Origin of the sequence: Rahnella sikkimica, from assembly GCF_002951615.1 — a bacterium.
Classification (GTDB): Bacteria; Pseudomonadota; Gammaproteobacteria; order Enterobacterales; family Enterobacteriaceae; genus Rahnella; species Rahnella sikkimica.
The window spans coordinates 1,893,156-1,909,775 of sequence record NZ_CP019062.1; the positions used below are offsets into that span (position 1 = coordinate 1,893,156).

Sequence of the window (16,620 nt, forward strand, 5' to 3'; positions counted from 1 at the left end):
TAACCCCGCATAACCTGCCTGCGGACAGGCAGGTTTACCGGAAAAATTACGCGTCCTGATTACCGTTCATTTTGGCTTTCAGGGCAGCAATTTGCGCACTGATTTCATCGTCTGCTTTCAGTTCAGCAAACTGCTGATCCAGCGATTTCTTTTTGCCAATACTGACGCTTTCCGCTTCGGCTTCCATGTGATCGATGCGGCGTTCGAACTGTTCGAAACGCGCCATCGCTTCATCAATTTTACCGCTGTCGAGCTGACGGCGAACGTCACGTGAAGAGGCTGCCGCCTGATGGCGTAACGTCAGCGCCTGCTGGCGGGCACGGGTTTCAGTCAGTTTGCTTTCCAGCTCGCCGATTTCAGATTTCATGCGATCCAGCGTTTCTCCCACGACGGTCACTTCGTTTTTCAACGTGGTCACCAGCTCGGACAATTTCTGTTTCTCAATCAGCGCCGCACGGGCCAGATCGTCTTTGTCTTTACGCAGGGCAAGTTCGGCTTTGTCCTGCCATTCAATCTGCTGGGCTTCGCCCTGATCAATGCGGCGGATCAGCTGTTTCTTTTCTGCCAGCGCGCGGGCAGACGTTGAACGCAGTTCCACCAGCGTGTCTTCCATTTCCTGAATCATCAGCCGAACCAGTTTTTGCGGATCTTCTGCTTTATCCAGCAAGGTGTTGATGTTGGCGTTAATGATGTCAGCGAAGCGAGAAAAAATACCCATAATCGAAATTCCTCTTTGATTCTGTTTGGTTTCCGGCCAATTGTTTACCGGTTAAAGTCGCAGGAAAATTTTCATCCGCGGCGATAAACCTATATCAGGATCCGTGCCAACTTTTCTAAATCATTATCTTCATGAATAAATTGAATTTTTTATTTTCGCCTCTGCTATGCTTAATTTAGAAGATGATTATTTTCACTAAGAGTTAGTGTGTTTCACCACACAAGGAAAGCCTCATGCCTGATAACACAGACAATTTACTCGGCGAAGCCAATGCGTTTATCGAAGTGCTGGAACAGGTTTCGCAACTGGCGAAGCTGAATAAACCGGTGCTGGTAACCGGTGAGCGCGGCAGCGGAAAGGAACTCATCGCGCACCGTCTGCATTATCTGTCACCGCGCTGGCAGGGGCCGTTCATCTCGCTGAACTGCGCCGCGCTCAATGAAAACTTGCTGGATTCCGAGCTGTTCGGCCACGAAGCCGGGGCGTTTACCGGCGCGCAGAAGCGCCATCTCGGGCGCTTTGAACGGGCAGACGGCGGCACGCTATTTCTTGATGAGCTGGCGACCGCGCCGATGCTGGTGCAGGAAAAATTATTGCGGGTGATTGAGTACGGGCATCTGGAACGCGTCGGCGGCAGCCAGCCGTTGCAGGTCGATGTGCGGCTGGTGTGCGCGACGAATGATGATCTTCCGGCACTGGCCGCCGCCGGGAAGTTCCGCGCGGATTTGCTCGATCGCCTGGCGTTTGACGTCGTTCAGCTTCCGCCGCTGCGTGAGCGCCAGCAGGACATCATGTTGCTGGCTGAACATTTTGCCATCCAGATGTGCCGCGAACTTTCACTGCCGCTGTTCCCCGGTTTTACCGAACATGCCCGCGAAACGCTGATGCGCTATCGCTGGCCGGGCAATATCCGCGAACTGAAAAACGTCGTGGAGCGTTCGATGTACCGGCACGGCACCGCTGATTTTCCGCTGGATAACATTATTCTGAACCCGTTCGCTCAGCGGGCAGCGTATTGCGCACCGGAAGAGCCGCGCGCGAGTGAGCCGTTACCGGCGTTGCCGCTGGATCTGAAACAGTGGGTCACCGGTCAGGAAAAAAATCTGATTGAGCTGGCATTGCGGCAGGCACGTTTCAATCAGCGCAAAGCCGCTGAGCTGCTTAACGTGACGTATCACCAGTTACGCGGAATGTTGAAAAAGCACGGAATACAGGTGAATGCGCAGGAAAGTGACTGAATAACAGGCAAAAAAAAGCCAGCACCCGAGCTGGCTAAGTAATACTGGAAGCAATGTGAGCAATGTCGTACCTCGCGATTAACGCCCCTGGCGGGACACCTCTCGTCCGGTGAAAAGAATGATAATGGTTCTCAGTATCGTCTGTAAAGCACTTTGTTGAGAATATTTCTCATTACCACACTGTTTTTACGGCTACTTTTTGAACAACCTTGCCGTCATTACGGACTACCATTCGGGGAAGGGATCGGCCATCGCCATCCAGTTGTCGATCCCTTCGGCCATTTGTTGCTCGCTCAGCAGACATGCATCCAGCCGGTGAATAATCTCCTCTTTATCCAGATGCTGACCGATGAATACCAGCTCCTGACGCATGTCGCCAAACGGTTCGACCCACTTTTCCATGATTTGCTGAAGGGTTTCTTCATCCTGCGGCCAGTCATTTTCAGGCAATGCACGCCAGAAAATCCCCGCCATGCCATATCGCGCGATCCCGCCCGCCTGGCTCCATTGCCCGGCAAAACGCGGGCGCGTCGCCAGCCAGAAAAAGCCTTTCGACCGCAACAGCGTCCCGCCGCCCCAGTCGCCGTGTACCACGCGGTAAAATTTATCCGGATCGAACGGCCGGCGCGCGGTGTAGGCAAAACTGCTGATGCCGTACTCCTCGGTTTCCGGCGTATGTTCGCCGCGCAGTTCCTTCAGCCAGCCAGGAGCCTGCTGCGCTTTGGCAAAATCAAAAAGACCGGTATTGAGCACGTTTTCCAGCGGCAAACTGCCCGGTGATATAGGAATGATGTGCGCAGCCGGGTTCAGGCTTTTCAGTAACGCGATCACTTCACGCTGCTGCTGGCTGTCAAGCAAATCCGTTTTGCTCACCAGCAGCACGTTACAAAATTCAATCTGGTCAATCAGAAGATCCGTCACGCTGCGCGCATCGTCCTCGCCCAGACTTTCACCGGCCTCCTGAACGCTGCGGGCTTCCTGGTACTGCTGCATGAAATTGACGCCATCCACGACGGTGACCAGCGTATCCAGCCGCGCAAATTGTGAAAGGCTTTCCCCGTTCTCATCTTCAAACGTAAAGGTTTCCGCCACCGGCAGCGGCTCGGAGATCCCGCTCGATTCAATCAGCAGATAATCAAACCGCCCCGCCTGCGCCAGTTCGCGCACGGAAATCAGTAAATCTTCCCGCAGCGTGCAGCAGATGCAGCCGTTGCTCATTTCCACCAATTTTTCCTGCTGGCGGTCGAGCGTAATTTCGTTAGCAACCAGCGCCGCATCAATATTCACTTCACTCATATCATTGACGATCACCGCCACGCGCATACCCTGACGGTTATTCAGAATATGGTTCAGCACGGTGGTTTTTCCCGCGCCCAGGAAGCCGGAGAGTACGGTGACGGGCAGTAAAGACATAATTAACCTCGAATCAGAAGACCGCGCAGGCAAAATACTTCGCCTGCAACTATTGTTATAATATAACATAACAATGTCAGCGTAATTTCAAGGGTTTTCTGGAAGAACGGATAAAATCTGCGCGAAGTGCCGCAGGATTTCACCCTGTTTTGTGCAATGGATTGGGGTACCTCGCAGAGTACGGTACACTTAAGGCATTGCACCTTAACTTTGAAGCCTTTATGCGTCGTCTAACTTTGTGGATGCTTTTACTGAGCAGTTTGTCCACAGCAGTTTTTGCTGAGACTGCTCCAACACACGCCAGCCCGACGGTGGCCAGCGCGCCAGTCAAAGATATTCGCCAGAGCGGCTTTGTCTATTGCGTCAACGGTATGGTCAATACCTTCAATCCGCAAAAAGCCAGCAGCGGGCTGATTATTGATACGCTCGCCGCACAGCTTTACGACAGGCTGCTGGACGTTGACCCGTATACCTATCGCCTGATCCCTGAACTGGCGCAAAGCTGGGAAGTGCTCGACGACGGCGCAACCTACCGTTTCCATCTGCGCAAAGATGTGCCCTTCCAGAAAACCAGCGGGTTCACGCCTACACGTAAAATGAACGCCGATGACGTGGTGTTCAGTTTCCAGCGCATCATTGATCCGAATAATCATTTCCACGGCGTTAACGGCGAAGAGTACCCGTATTTCGACAGTTTGCAGTTTGCCAAAGCCGTTAAAAGCATTAAAAAACTCGATGACTATACGGTCGAATTTCGCCTGAATAACCCGGATGCTTCTTTCCTCTGGCATCTCGCGACCCACTACGCGCCGGTGCTTTCCGCCGAATACGCGGCCAACCTGACGAAATCAGGCAATGAAGAGGAAATAGACCGTCAGCCCGTCGGCACCGGCCCGTTCCAGCTGGGTGAATACCGCACCGGCCAGTACGTGCGTCTTGAACGCAACGGGCAATACTGGAAAGGCACGCCGCGCATGGCGCAGATTGTTATAGACATGGGCGTCGGCGGCACCGGACGTTTGTCTAAATTGCTCACCGGTGAGTGTGATGTTCTGGCCTATCCGGCGGCCAGCCAGCTGTCGATTCTGCGTGAAGATCCGCGTCTGCGCCTTTCCCTGCGGCCGGGCATGAACGTCGCTTATCTGGCGTTTAATACCAATAAAGCACCGCTTAACGATCCGCGTATTCGTCAGGCGGTTGCGCTTTCTATTAATAACCAGCGCCTGATGCAGTCGATTTATTACGGCACGGCAGAAACGGCGGCGTCTATTTTGCCGCGCGCCTCGTGGGCGTATGACAGCAATGCGCAGGTGACGGAATATAATCCGGCCAAAGCCAGACAAATCCTCAAAGATCTCGGGCAGGAAAAACTGAATCTGCATCTGTGGGTGCCGACGGCGTCACAGTCGTTTAACCCGAGCCCGCTGAAAACCGCCGAGCTTATTCAGGCGGATTTGGCGCAGGTGGGCATTAAAGTGACGATTGTGCCGGTTGAAGGCCGTTTCCAGGAGGCCAAGCTGATGGAGATGAATCACGATCTGACGCTGACCGGCTGGTCAACGGACAGTAATGACCCGGACAGTTTCTTCCGCCCGATGCTCAGTTGCGCAGCGATTCATTCGCAGACCAACTATGCTCACTGGTGTGATCCGGCGTTTGATGAATTGCTGCGTCAGGGCCTGTTGTCACAGCAACTTTCGCAGCGCATCGAGTTTTATCAGCAGGCACAAAAAATCCTCGAACAGGAATTACCGGTGCTGCCGCTGGCTTCCTCGCTGCGCCTTCAGGCCTACCGTTACGACATTAAAGGGCTGGTTCTGAGCCCGTTCGGCAACTCTTCATTCGCAGGCGTCTTCCGTGATGACGAAGGAAGGAAAGCACCATGATTATCTTCACGCTACGCCGCTTTTTGTTGCTGCTGGTCACGCTGTTTTTCCTCAGTCTGGTGGCGTTCAGCCTGAGCTATTTCACGCCGAATGCACCGTTGCGTGGTGCGTCTTTGTGGGACGCCTATCGCTTCTATTTTATGGGGCTGTGCCAGTTTGATTTTGGCGTCTCGAGCATCAACGGCGAAAGCATTACTTATCAGCTGAAGGCGGTATTCCCGGCCACTATGGAACTGTGTGTTCTGGCCTTTGCCCTGGCGCTGTTTGTCGGGATCCCGCTGGGGATTCTGGCGGGCGTAATGCGCGGGAAATGGCCGGATGTAGCGATCAGCAGCCTGGCACTTCTCGGTTTCTCGATTCCTGTTTTCTGGCTGGCCGTTCTGCTGATGCTGTTCTTCTCATTGCAGCTCGGCTGGCTGCCGGTTTCCGGTCGTCTTGATTTGCTGTATCAGCTGAAAACCGTGACCGGCCTGACGCTGGTCGATGCCTGGCTTTCGCATTCACCGTATCGCCACGAGATGATCATCAGCGCCATCCGCCACATGATTTTGCCGATTGCCGCGCTGGCCGTTGCGCCGACCACCGAAGTGATTCGCCTGATGCGTATTTCGACGGACGACGTGCTGGCAACAAACTACGTGAAAGCCGCCGCCACGCGCGGGCTCTCGCGCTTTACCATTATCCGTCGTCATGTTTTACACAATGCGCTGCCGCCGATTATCCCCAAACTGGGTCTGCAATTTTCCACCATGCTTACGCTGGCGATGATCACGGAAGTGGTCTTTAACTGGCCGGGCATTGGCCGCTGGCTAATCAACGCTATCCGCCAGCAGGATTACGCCGCGATTTCCGCCGGTGTGATGGTCGTGGGTTCGCTGGTGATAGTCGTCAACGTGCTTTCAGATATTCTCGGTGCCCTGATGAACCCATTGAAACATAAGGAATGGTATGCCCTTCGATAACGTATACCGTGAAAAACAGGTTCCCAGCCCGCTGCGCCATACGTGGGGGATTTTCTATCGCGATACGCTGTCGATGATCGGCTTCTACGGCGTGCTGGGGCTGCTGTTTCTGTGTGTTTTCGGTCATCTGCTGGCGCCGTATGCGCTTGATCAGCAATTCCTCGGTTACCAGTTGCTGCCACCGTCGTGGTCGCGCTACGGGAATGTGTCATTCTTCCTCGGCACCGACGATTTAGGCCGCGATTTACTCAGCCGGATGTTAACCGGCGCGGCACCGACCATCGGCGGTGCGCTGGTGATTACCCTCGCGGCGTCGCTGTGCGGCGTGATTGTCGGCGTGCTCGCGGGTATTACGCGCGGGCTGAAATCGGCAATTCTGAACCATATTCTCGACACGCTGCTGTCCATCCCTTCTCTGCTGCTGGCGATTGTGGTGGTGGCGTTTATCGGCCCGAAACTTGAGCACGCGATGCTGGCCGTCTGGCTGGCGCTGTTGCCGCGTATTTCCCGTACGATTTACAGCGCGGTACATGACGAACTGGAAAAAGAGTACGTGGTGGCCGTGCGTCTTGACGGCGCATCGACCTGGCAAATCCTGCGTTACGCGGTGCTGCCAAACATTGTGGCCGTACTGGCAACGGAATTTACCCGCGCGCTATCGATGGCCATTCTGGATATTGCTGCATTAGGTTTTCTGGATTTAGGTGCGCAGCTTCCGTCACCAGAATGGGGAGCCATGCTCGGCGATTCGCTGGAGCTGGTTTACGTCGCGCCCTGGACGGTGATGCTGCCGGGTGCAGCAATCCTGATCAGCGTGCTGCTGATCAATCTGCTGGGCGATGGTGTGCGCCGGGCGATTAATGCAGGGGTGGAATAATGCCGTTACTTGATATCCGTAACCTGACAATCGAATTTATGACCGCCGACGGCCCGGTGAAAGCCGTCGACCGCGTCAGTATTACGCTGAACGCCGGTGAAGTTCGCGGGCTGGTGGGCGAGTCCGGTTCAGGAAAAAGCCTGATTGCCAAAGCCATTTGCGGGGTCACCAAAGACAACTGGCGCGTGACCGCTGACCGGATGCGTTTTGATGATATTGACCTGCTGACGCTTTCCCCGCGTGAACGCCGCAAACTGGTCGGGCAGAACGTGTCGATGATTTTTCAGGAACCGCAGTCCTGTCTGGATCCGTCCGAAAACATCGGCCGTCAGTTGATTCAGGCGATTCCCGGCTGGACGTACAAAGGCCGCTGGTATCAGCGCTGGAAATGGCGGAAAAAACGCGCCATTGAGCTGCTGCACCGCGTCGGGATTAAAGATCATAAAGACATTATGGCCAGCTATCCGTATGAGCTGACCGAAGGCGAATGCCAGAAAGTGATGATTGCCATCGCGCTGGCCAATCAGCCGCGCCTGCTGATTGCGGATGAACCGACCAACGCCATGGAGCCCACCACGCAGGCGCAGATTTTCCGCCTTCTGGCGCGGCTCAATCAGAATAACAACACCACCATTTTGCTCATCAGCCATGATCTGCAAATGATGAGCAAATGGGCCAACCGGATTAACGTGCTGTATTGCGGACAAACCGTCGAAAGCGCGGTGTGCGAAGACTTGCTGGCCGCGCCGCATCATCCGTATACGCAGGCGCTGATCCGCGCAATGCCTGACTTTGGCCGCTCACTGCCGCATAAAAGCCGTCTGAATACGTTGCCGGGCGCAATCCCTTCACTGGAACATTTGCCGATTGGCTGTCGTCTGGGGCCGCGCTGCCCTTACGCACAAAAGAAATGCATTGAAACGCCGCGCCTTCGTCTGGCAAAAACTCACGCATTTGCCTGCCACTTTCCGCTGAACATGGAGGAGCAATAATGGGCGAGACCTTGCTTGAAGTCCGCAACCTGAGCAAAACGTTCCGTTATCGTACCGGCCTGTTTCGCAAGATGGATCTCGATGCCGTGAAGCCAGTCAGTTTCACGTTGCGTGAGAAACAAACGCTGGCGATTATTGGTGAGAACGGCTCGGGGAAATCCACACTGGCAAAAATGCTGTCAGGCATGATTGAACCGAGCAGCGGGGAGATTTTGATTGATGAACATCCGCTGGAATTTCGCGATTACCGCTTTCGCAGCCAGCAGATCCGCATGATTTTTCAGGATCCGAGTACGTCCCTGAATCCGCGCCAGCGCATCGGCCAGTTGCTCGAAGCCCCGCTGCGCCTGAACGGTGAGATGGATGCACAACAGCGCGAGCAGCGTATCAACCAGACATTACGGCTGGTGGGCATGTTGCCGGATCACGCGTTTTATTACCCGCATATGCTGGCCTCCGGGCAAAAGCAGCGCGTCGCGTTAGCGCGTGCCTTGATCCTGCAACCGAAAGTGATTGTTGCCGATGAAGCGCTGGCCTCGCTCGATATGTCCATGCGCTCGCAAATCATTAACATGATGCTCGAATTGCAGGAAAAACAGGGTATTTCCTACATTTATGTGACTCAGCATTTGGGCATGATGAAGCACATCAGCGATCAGGTGCTGGTGATGCACGAAGGCGAAGTGGTGGAACGCGGAAACACGGCAGAAGTTCTCGCTGCACCATTGCATGATCTCACCAAAAGGCTGATCTCCAGTCATTTTGGCGAGGCATTAACCGCCGATGCCTGGCGTCGCGACGGCAATTAACGCAGAAAATCCGATATCCGTCTGGCACGAAAACCGGCATCAGAAACCTGAGCCGGTTTTTTTATGGCTGCAATTACGCCAAATGTCGATAAAACGTCTGTCTAAATCCGTTCAGCTGGAATATTCGCGGTCTTCTATTCCATTTCGCTATGATTTATCACTTAACATTATTTTATCTCGACAACGGTATCGGCAAGGATAGGGTCTGAAAATTTGCCTGAGTCACAGGCTTGAAGCAAAGGACCCGATCATGGAACAACAACGCAAGGCCGCACATAGCGGCTGGTATCACGAAACACAATCCAGCCAGCAGGGTCACCTGCCCCTCGATCCTCATGCCGCGTTGATTCAGGACAGATTTTTACTTGGGCTGGAAAACCAGCTCGACCCGACACTCCGCCCGCTGATTAACGATCGTCATGGCCTGCTGCGCGCTTCCCGTGCCTGTTACGACGTTCTCTTTCCGGAGAGCCTGAACGTTTCGCGCACCGAAACGTTGTCTTTATATGACCGTCTCAGCAGTGCGCTGACCGTGGCGCAGGTGAGCGGCGTGCAATGCCTTTGTAGCCATTACGCTGCCCGCCTCGCCCCGCTTTCCAGCCCCGACGCTTCTCGTGAAAGCAACATCCGCCAGACCCACATTACCCAGTTCGCCCGCTTACTCGCTACGCAACCCACGTTAATTACTGCGCCGATGCTCAGTCAGCTCTACGACGTGGGGCTGAGCACGCGGGATATTGTCACGTTTACGCAGCTTATTGGTTTTGTCTGTTATCAGGCACGCGTACTGGCCGTCCTGAATGGTCTGCGTGGTCGTGCAGCTGCCGTATTACCCGGATTCCCGTCGCCGGAAGGCTGCGAGCAAAAAGGGTTTTCGCTGGCCATGCTGCACTGGACGTCGCGTTTGCCGGAAGTGGTGCCCGAAACCGCCAGCCGTCATCAGCAGGATGTGCTGGATTTGATCGCGCCCAATGCCCGTTCTTCTTCTTTCTATACGTTGCTGGTTCATGATGCAGATGCGCTGAGCGAATTCTCGGCCGTATTCAATAATATTATGCAGGCCGGAGAACGCCCGAAAGCCGCGTGGCGCGAGTTGTCAGCGGTGACGACGTCTCAGTTAAACGGTTGTCTGTACTGTGCGGGGATCCACGGACGCCTTTATCTGGAAGCAGGCGGAAATGAAACACTGATCGGTGATTTATTTAAAGAAAGCCATCGCGATGACGCCGTTGATTTTGTCTCGCAAAAACGTGCGGATGCGAAAGAAGCGGCGTTGCTGGAAGCCGTGATTACCCTGACCCGTACACCGGAGCGTTTTGACGCCCGCCGTCTTCACGGCTTGTCTGACGCGGGCTACAGTGCCGCACAATCTCTGGATATCCTGCTCACCGCAGCTCTGTTCAGCTGGTCAAACCGCCTGATTCAGACGCTCGGCGATACCCTCAACAGGTAAGTCCGGGCTCGTTTTTCATTCATGCTTTCCCCCTCCTTTACGGCAGGATATTCGCCTGCCGAACCCCTCAAATGTAAACGCCTCGGCCGCCTAACCGCCACAAGTCGTACTAATCTTATTTTCAATCGGAAATTTAGTGTTAAAACGAGAGGCAGATCACATCAGGTTATTTCCCGCACTCTTCACATCTTCACCCGCCACGCTTTAATTCATAAAACCCCACAAAAAACCCTATAAAGCAGAGATATTCACTGCGTATTCATTCATTTTAAGCAAGTAAATCCACTTAATGGTTTTCATGTAAAACAAATACAAATCACACTTCCGGATTATTATTCATACAACATATTCACATTGTCTATTTAGAAAACATAAACGTTAATTCTGCATAACATTTCGAACATAGTTTAATCAGGACGGATAAGTTAAATGTAACGATACATTTCAAACTCCTTGCCTCATTTACGAAGATAGTGAACATTACTTGCCGTCATCCCATCTTATAACAATGCAAAGGGTGCTTATTTCGCGCCACTTATGCGTTTTCGCCATTCACGGGCGAAAGGAATAAACAGAGGTACGAGTGTCAACTGCAAACAAAACACCTAATAAAGAAAGCGTGAGTCTGAACGCGTTCAAACAGCCAAAAGCGTTTTATCTGATCTTCTCCATCGAATTGTGGGAGCGTTTCGGTTACTACGGCCTGCAAGGGATCATGGCGGTTTACCTGGTCAAAATGCTTGGCCTGAGTGAAGCCGACTCCATCACCCTGTTCTCATCCTTCAGTGCGCTGGTCTACGGCTTCGTGGCTATCGGCGGCTGGCTGGGCGATAAAGTGCTGGGTTCTAAGCGTGTGATCGTGCTGGGTGCAATCGTGCTGGCGCTGGGTTATTCATTCGTTGCGTATTCCGGCCACGAAATCTTCTGGGTTTATCTGGGTATGGCGACCATCGCCGTCGGCAGCGGCCTGTTTAAAGCAAATCCATCCTCATTGCTTTCTACCTGCTACGAAAAAGATGACCCGCGTCTTGATGGCGCATTCACCATGTATTACATGTCGGTCAACATCGGTTCATTCTTCTCTATGCTCGCCACGCCGTGGCTGGCCGCGAAGTATGGCTGGAGCGTCGCGTTCTCCCTGAGCGTCGTCGGTATGCTGATTACTATCGTGAACTTCCTGTTCTGCCGCAAATGGGTAAAACGTCAGGGTTCAAAACCGGATTTCGCACCGTTGCAGTTCCAAAAACTGCTGATGGTACTGGTCGGCGTTGTTGCACTGGTGTTCATTTCCAGCTGGTTGCTGCATAACCAAACCATCGCACGACTGGTTCTGGGTGTGGTTTCTGTGGGTATCATCATTGTGTTTGCGAAAGAAACCTTCGCTATGCAAGGCATCGCGCGCCGCAAGATGATTGTCGCGTTCCTGCTGATGATGGAAGCAGTGGTGTTCTTCGTGCTGTACAGCCAGATGCCAACGTCCCTGAACTTCTTCGCTATCCATAACGTGGGTCACGATCTGCTGGGTCTAAGCTTCCAGCCTGAGCAGTTCCAGGCGCTGAACCCGTTCTGGATCATGGTTGCCAGCCCGATTCTGGCAGCGGTTTACACCAAAGTGGGCGACCGCATGCCAATGCCGCATAAATTTGCGATCGGTATGGTGCTGTGCTCAGGTGCATTCCTGGTGTTGCCGTGGGGTGCAAGCCTTGCCAACGAACATGGGATCGTGTCTGTTAACTGGCTGGTGCTGAGCTATGCGTTGCAGAGTATCGGTGAGCTGATGATTTCAGGTCTGGGTCTGGCGATGGTGGCGCAACTGGTTCCACAGCGTCTGATGGGCTTCATCATGGGCGCATGGTTCCTGACGACCGCTGCGGCGGCGATTATCGCGGGCTATGTCGCGAATCTGACGGCAGTTCCAGCTGATATCAATGATGCACACGCTTCACTGGCAATCTACAGCCACGTGTTCCTGCAAATTGGTATCGCGACCGCAGTGATTGCCGTCCTGATGTTGGTCACTGCCTCTAAGCTGCACCGCATGACGCTTGACCGCGAAACTGACGAAAAACAACCTGAACTGGCTTCTGCTCAGTAATCACAGAGAGTTTTTCAGTGTTAATGAACGCTTCCTTCGGGAAGCGTTTTTTTTGTGCTCAATTCCCTGCCCCGAAGACTTTTTATCCTAAATAATAGCGCCCCTTCCCGCTTTGTTTCGCCCGGTACATGGCGGCATCGGCGCGGGCCATCAGCGTATCCGGCAGCAACGGCTGACGCGCACGCCCCACGGCAACACCGATACTTGCCGACAACGCCACCGGCACGCCGCCCACGCGTTCGATGCCGTGCAAAGCACTCATCAGGCTGATACAAATCCGGCTGACATCATGTTCCGTATTCACCAAATGCCCGAGTAAAACCGTAAATTCATCGCCAGCCAGCCGCGCCACGATATCCTGCGAGCGCAGATTGTCGCGCAAGGTATGACCGAAAAACTTCAGGATCAAATCGCCAAATTCATGCCCGTAGGTGTCGTTGTAAGCTTTAAAATTATCAATATCTAAAAAGAGTAATGCGATGTCTTTATCTGCTTTTTCTTGTTGTTTTGCGGCATAAATCAGTGACTGCTGGAACGCGCGCCGGTTTGGCAAACCGGTCAGTGAATCATGGTTGGCCTCAAACTCAAGCTGCGCCTGAAGTTCTTTGATTTCGCTGATATCCGTGGAAAGACCGTAATAACCGTTGCGGACATCATCGCAGGGGATCAGCGTGGTGTGCAGAACGCCGCCTTTTCCGTGACGGGGATCTTCGGGTAATTCTATTTCATAGCTGACCGTCATGCCCTGCAAAACCTGCCGGATGTAAGGCTGAATTTTTTCGTAACTCTCATACCCGACCACATCCCTGACCTGCTGGCCGTTCACTTTGTTTTCTTCCACGCCGTACCAGTTCGCGTGAAAATGGTTCACGAACGTATATTGTTCATTGGCATCCACATGGCAAATCAGGGCGGGAATGTTGTCGGTGATAGCCCTGAGGCGATTTTTGCTTTCGGTCAGTTCACGTTCGCGCGTCAGGCGCTGCGCTATCTCCTGATGGAGCTGATCCATCGCCATCTGAAGCTCGTGCGTGCGCGCTGCCACGCGGCGCTCAAGGTCTTCCTGCAAGGAATACAGCGCCTGTTCGATATGCTTACGTTCAGTGATATCGCTGATGACGACGATATAGTGATGGGCATCACCGGCGGCATTACGCACCAGAGACGCCGTCAGCGTAACCCAAAGCGTGCCGCCGTCAGCGCGCTGCAACAATTTTTCAACGCTGAAACTGTTGATTTCACCCGACAGCAGACGCGGAACCAGAATATTTTCGGCATAAAGGTCGTCCGGGTGCGTCACATCATGCAGCAGGCAAGTGCGCAACTGATGTTCGCCGTAACCCAACATATTGCAAACCTGGGGGTTGATACGTAACCAGCGCCAGTCGAGCGCCACCAGTGAAAAACCAACCGCCGCGTGGGCAAACGTCTGCTCGAATAATGCTTCGCTTTTTGCAAGGTTGTCTTCCACACGCGCGGTGTACTGGCGATTTTCGAGATGAAAAATATAGCTCTGCACCAGCGCGGTCATGTCCAGCAAGGTCTGTTGATCTTCATCGCTCCACGCCCGCGTGCGGTCGTCAATCAGGCAAAGCGCACCCAGCGCGACGCCCTCTTTTGAGTACAGTGCGCAGCCTGCGTAGAAAACGATGTGAGGTTCGCCGGAAACCAGTGGATTATCGTGAAATCGCAAATCCAGCCGGGCATCCCTGATGATAAGCGGGCTTGACTGGAGGATCGTGTGACCACAGAACGAGGTGTCGCGGGGGGACTGCTTGATATCCACGCCGGTATGGGACAAAAACCACTGCCGGTCGGCATCTATCAGTGAAACAACGACCGCCTTGGCCTGAAACTGACGGGCGGCCATCCGGGTAATGCGGTCGATTTCCTCAATTCTGGGGGAATCTACTATGCCCAGAGAAGCCAGTATGGCAAGACGAGCTTGTTCATCAACTGCCTGTTGAGGGACTAACATAATGCACTCTCAATGATTACTGGTGGAGATTCCTCCAAGTTTACTGTGTTTAACCGGAAAACCGGCCCTGATTCCGCCCTGCGGAGGCAAAATTCAGAATAGTGACAGATCACGAAATGCGTATGAATTTAACAAAAAACGTACAAACCTTGACAAATCAACCATTAAAGCGAGCTGACCCAATTCACATGTGTGGCATCAGCCTGACCGGATTGTTCTGCATCACGGCGGTATTTCTCCCGCATTTCCGAGGGTGTGGTGCCATAAAACTCATGGAAATACCGGCGCAACGCGCTCAGTTCAAGACCGCAATGACGTGCAATAGCCGCCAGGCTTTGGTCGGACATCGAAGATGTCCGTAATAATCGTTTTGCCAGCAACAGGCGACGGCTGCGGATAAATTGCGCAATACCGCCCATCGGCTCGAATAACCGGTACAATCCGGAACGCGATATCGCGAAGTTTTTGCACAAAATATCGATGCTGACCGGCTTGCTAAGATGTTTCTCAATATACAAACAAATCCTTTCCAGCCGCGCACTTTGCTCAAACGGATGTTCGACTTTTTTGCCTGCCACCAGATGCAGCGTTTGTAAAAACACCGAAGCAGCCCCTTCGCCGGTGCTGAGGATTTCCTGCTCAGTCATCTGGTCAAAGACCTGCACCATCGTGGCAAAGTGGGTGCGTAAAATGATGTTCACCGGCGAAGTCGCCGGAATACGTTTGCCGTGCAGTGAGGCAATATCAACATTAAAATTCAGGCTGTGCTTGGGCATAATAATGTACTGATACGAGCCCAAACGTGGCTTGCGGTCACCGGGATAGACGTGGATTTTGATCGGCTGCGACATATCTTGTATCAGGATATCACCCTGACTGAGCACGAAATCTTCCCCAAAACACTGGCATGACATTCCACCGACGACCACGATAAAAATCACGATATGATCAGGCATCGAAAACAGGTTGCCGTATTGACGGCTGATATCGTGTTCACTGACCGTCAGCACGCCGCCGATAACGCGGCCAAAATTATAGCCGGTAACGCCCCAGTCAAATTCTTCGCGGTGACGGTCAGGCAATTCCAGTTTAAATCCGGCGCTGGACATCCCGTCTTCCCATTCGTAAAAACGGGTTTCGAAGTCCTGGTAAATGTTGGCACCGTCAACGATTTTTCTTGAGGATGAATCGCTCATTATCTCACCGGAAATTAAGATTATTCTGAAACGATAATCTACGTCATACTGTGAAATCAATCCTCAGCAGCAATGGGTCATACTTTTTCACCAGAAACCGCTCTTTCTCACACGTCCGGCCAGCCCGCCTAAAAGGCAGTAATATCAGTCGATAAGCAGGGTTATTCAACGGATTGATTGCGCGTTTAGTCCGCGATAATAAATTTTTAATCGGTTACTATCGCATTTACGTTTTTCACTTTTGTGATTTGCTATCCTTTTTAACGACACCAACCCATTTTTCACGTAACCCACCAGGAAATATCGATGGATAAAGGAAAAGTCCTGAATGAAGGACGTCAGCTCAAGCGCCTGAATGCTGAAACCCGCAGACAATTACATATGCATAAATGGTTTGCCATCGTGGCGGCTCTCGACTGTATGCTGGTCATTTTCTACGATCAGGATATGCGTAATATCGTTTTCTCCGCAGGTGTATGCGTGGTCTGTACCTATTTATGGCTGAAAGGCAGAAAACGATCACGCAGCTATCGCCGTGAATGGGATGAAAAATTCGGTACAAAAAAACACCTCTGAGCCCTTGCCCCCGGCTATCCCTGCCCTTCCCTCATTCATTTCATAAAGAAATTCCTATTTTTCACGAAAGTGTTTCTGTTCGACCGTCATAATCGGCCAAAATAACATCTGTCGCGCCCGCAAATAATAATGCCTGCAACTTATGCCTTCAGGTATTTATCAAAACCTTCCCCGGTTGATTATGCTGACGCCATTCCTCACCGCTGGTGGGTATTTCGGTCACTCCCGTTACTCAGGGCACAAGCTCACACATATTGATTCAGGCAGATCATGCTTTGTATCGGGCTAAATTCGCGGGTTAGAACCTGATTGCGCTGAGTTGATCGTTATTCACCCGAACATTATATCGAATACATTACTTAGGGCATGATAACCAATTGAATTTTAAAATTTAATAACAAGGGTAATAATCTCATCCAAATGTGAG

At 52.7% G+C, this 16,620-nt stretch carries 13 protein-coding genes; 9 read left to right on the forward strand and 4 right to left on the reverse strand.

The genetic code is table 11. From position 1 onward, the window contains the following. Positions 1-46: 46 nt before the first annotated feature. Positions 47-718: a phage shock protein PspA gene (gene pspA, locus BV494_RS08580; protein ID WP_104922495.1), complete on the reverse strand. Its 672-nt coding sequence runs from the start codon at positions 716-718 to the stop codon at positions 47-49. 233 nt (positions 719-951) lie between these two features. Here pspA and pspF point away from each other — a divergent pair, with 233 nt between their 5' ends. Further along, on the forward strand, positions 952-1,956 hold the full coding sequence (pspF, locus tag BV494_RS08585; RefSeq protein ID WP_104922496.1) for a phage shock protein operon transcriptional activator: 1,005 nt from the start codon (positions 952-954) through the stop codon (positions 1,954-1,956). A gap of 225 nt (positions 1,957-2,181) precedes the next feature. Here the strand turns inward: pspF and zigA are convergent, their stop codons facing one another. Beyond that, positions 2,182-3,369, reverse strand: coding sequence for a zinc metallochaperone GTPase ZigA (gene zigA, locus BV494_RS08590; protein WP_104922497.1), 1,188 nt, complete (start codon positions 3,367-3,369; stop codon positions 2,182-2,184). Between the two features lie 221 nt (positions 3,370-3,590). On the opposite strand from zigA, the gene sapA reads away from it, so the two are divergent. The 7 genes from sapA to dtpA all read left to right on the forward strand — a co-directional run bounded on the left by sapA (position 3,591) and on the right by dtpA (position 12,443). After that, positions 3,591-5,255 carry an ABC transporter substrate-binding protein SapA gene (sapA, locus tag BV494_RS08595; RefSeq protein ID WP_104922498.1) on the forward strand — a complete coding sequence of 555 codons (1,665 nt, stop codon included), beginning with the start codon at positions 3,591-3,593 and terminating at the stop codon, positions 5,253-5,255. Then, a complete protein-coding gene (sapB, locus tag BV494_RS08600; RefSeq protein WP_104922499.1) occupies positions 5,252-6,217 on the forward strand; it encodes a putrescine export ABC transporter permease SapB in 966 nt (321 codons plus the stop codon). The genes sapA and sapB overlap by 4 nt, the downstream gene beginning before the upstream one ends. Continuing rightward, positions 6,204-7,094, forward strand: coding sequence for a putrescine export ABC transporter permease SapC (gene sapC / locus BV494_RS08605; protein ID WP_104922500.1), 891 nt, complete (start codon positions 6,204-6,206; stop codon positions 7,092-7,094). The genes sapB and sapC overlap by 14 nt, the downstream gene beginning before the upstream one ends. Further along, positions 7,094-8,086 (forward strand): putrescine export ABC transporter ATP-binding protein SapD, encoded by a 993-nt coding sequence (gene sapD / locus BV494_RS08610; RefSeq protein ID WP_104922501.1) that lies wholly within the window; start codon positions 7,094-7,096, stop codon positions 8,084-8,086. Before sapC ends, sapD begins: the two co-directional genes overlap by 1 nt. Then, positions 8,086-8,895 (forward strand): putrescine export ABC transporter ATP-binding protein SapF, encoded by an 810-nt coding sequence (sapF, locus tag BV494_RS08615; RefSeq protein ID WP_104922502.1) that lies wholly within the window; start codon positions 8,086-8,088, stop codon positions 8,893-8,895. Before sapD ends, sapF begins: the two co-directional genes overlap by 1 nt. 250 nt (positions 8,896-9,145) lie before the next feature. Beyond that, positions 9,146-10,348, forward strand: coding sequence for a CMD domain-containing protein (locus tag BV494_RS08620; protein WP_104922503.1), 1,203 nt, complete (start codon positions 9,146-9,148; stop codon positions 10,346-10,348). 583 nt (positions 10,349-10,931) lie between these two features. Then, the gene (gene dtpA / locus BV494_RS08625; protein ID WP_104922504.1) at positions 10,932-12,443 is read left to right on the forward strand and encodes a dipeptide/tripeptide permease DtpA; all 1,512 of its coding nucleotides are present in this window, start codon (positions 10,932-10,934) and stop codon (positions 12,441-12,443) included. Positions 12,444-12,525: 82 nt separating this feature from the next. Here the strand turns inward: dtpA and BV494_RS08630 are convergent, their stop codons facing one another. Together BV494_RS08630 and BV494_RS08635 are read right to left on the reverse strand one after the other, a co-directional pair. Further along, positions 12,526-14,421, reverse strand: coding sequence for a diguanylate cyclase domain-containing protein (locus BV494_RS08630; RefSeq protein ID WP_104922505.1), 1,896 nt, complete (start codon positions 14,419-14,421; stop codon positions 12,526-12,528). Positions 14,422-14,585: 164 nt separating this feature from the next. Next, positions 14,586-15,617, reverse strand: coding sequence for a helix-turn-helix domain-containing protein (locus tag BV494_RS08635; protein WP_104922506.1), 1,032 nt, complete (start codon positions 15,615-15,617; stop codon positions 14,586-14,588). A 306-nt stretch (positions 15,618-15,923) separates the two neighbouring features. Here BV494_RS08635 and BV494_RS08640 point away from each other — a divergent pair, with 306 nt between their 5' ends. Continuing rightward, the gene (locus BV494_RS08640) at positions 15,924-16,193 is read left to right on the forward strand and encodes a hypothetical protein (protein ID WP_104922507.1); all 270 of its coding nucleotides are present in this window, start codon (positions 15,924-15,926) and stop codon (positions 16,191-16,193) included. The last annotated feature ends 427 nt before the right edge of the window (positions 16,194-16,620 follow it).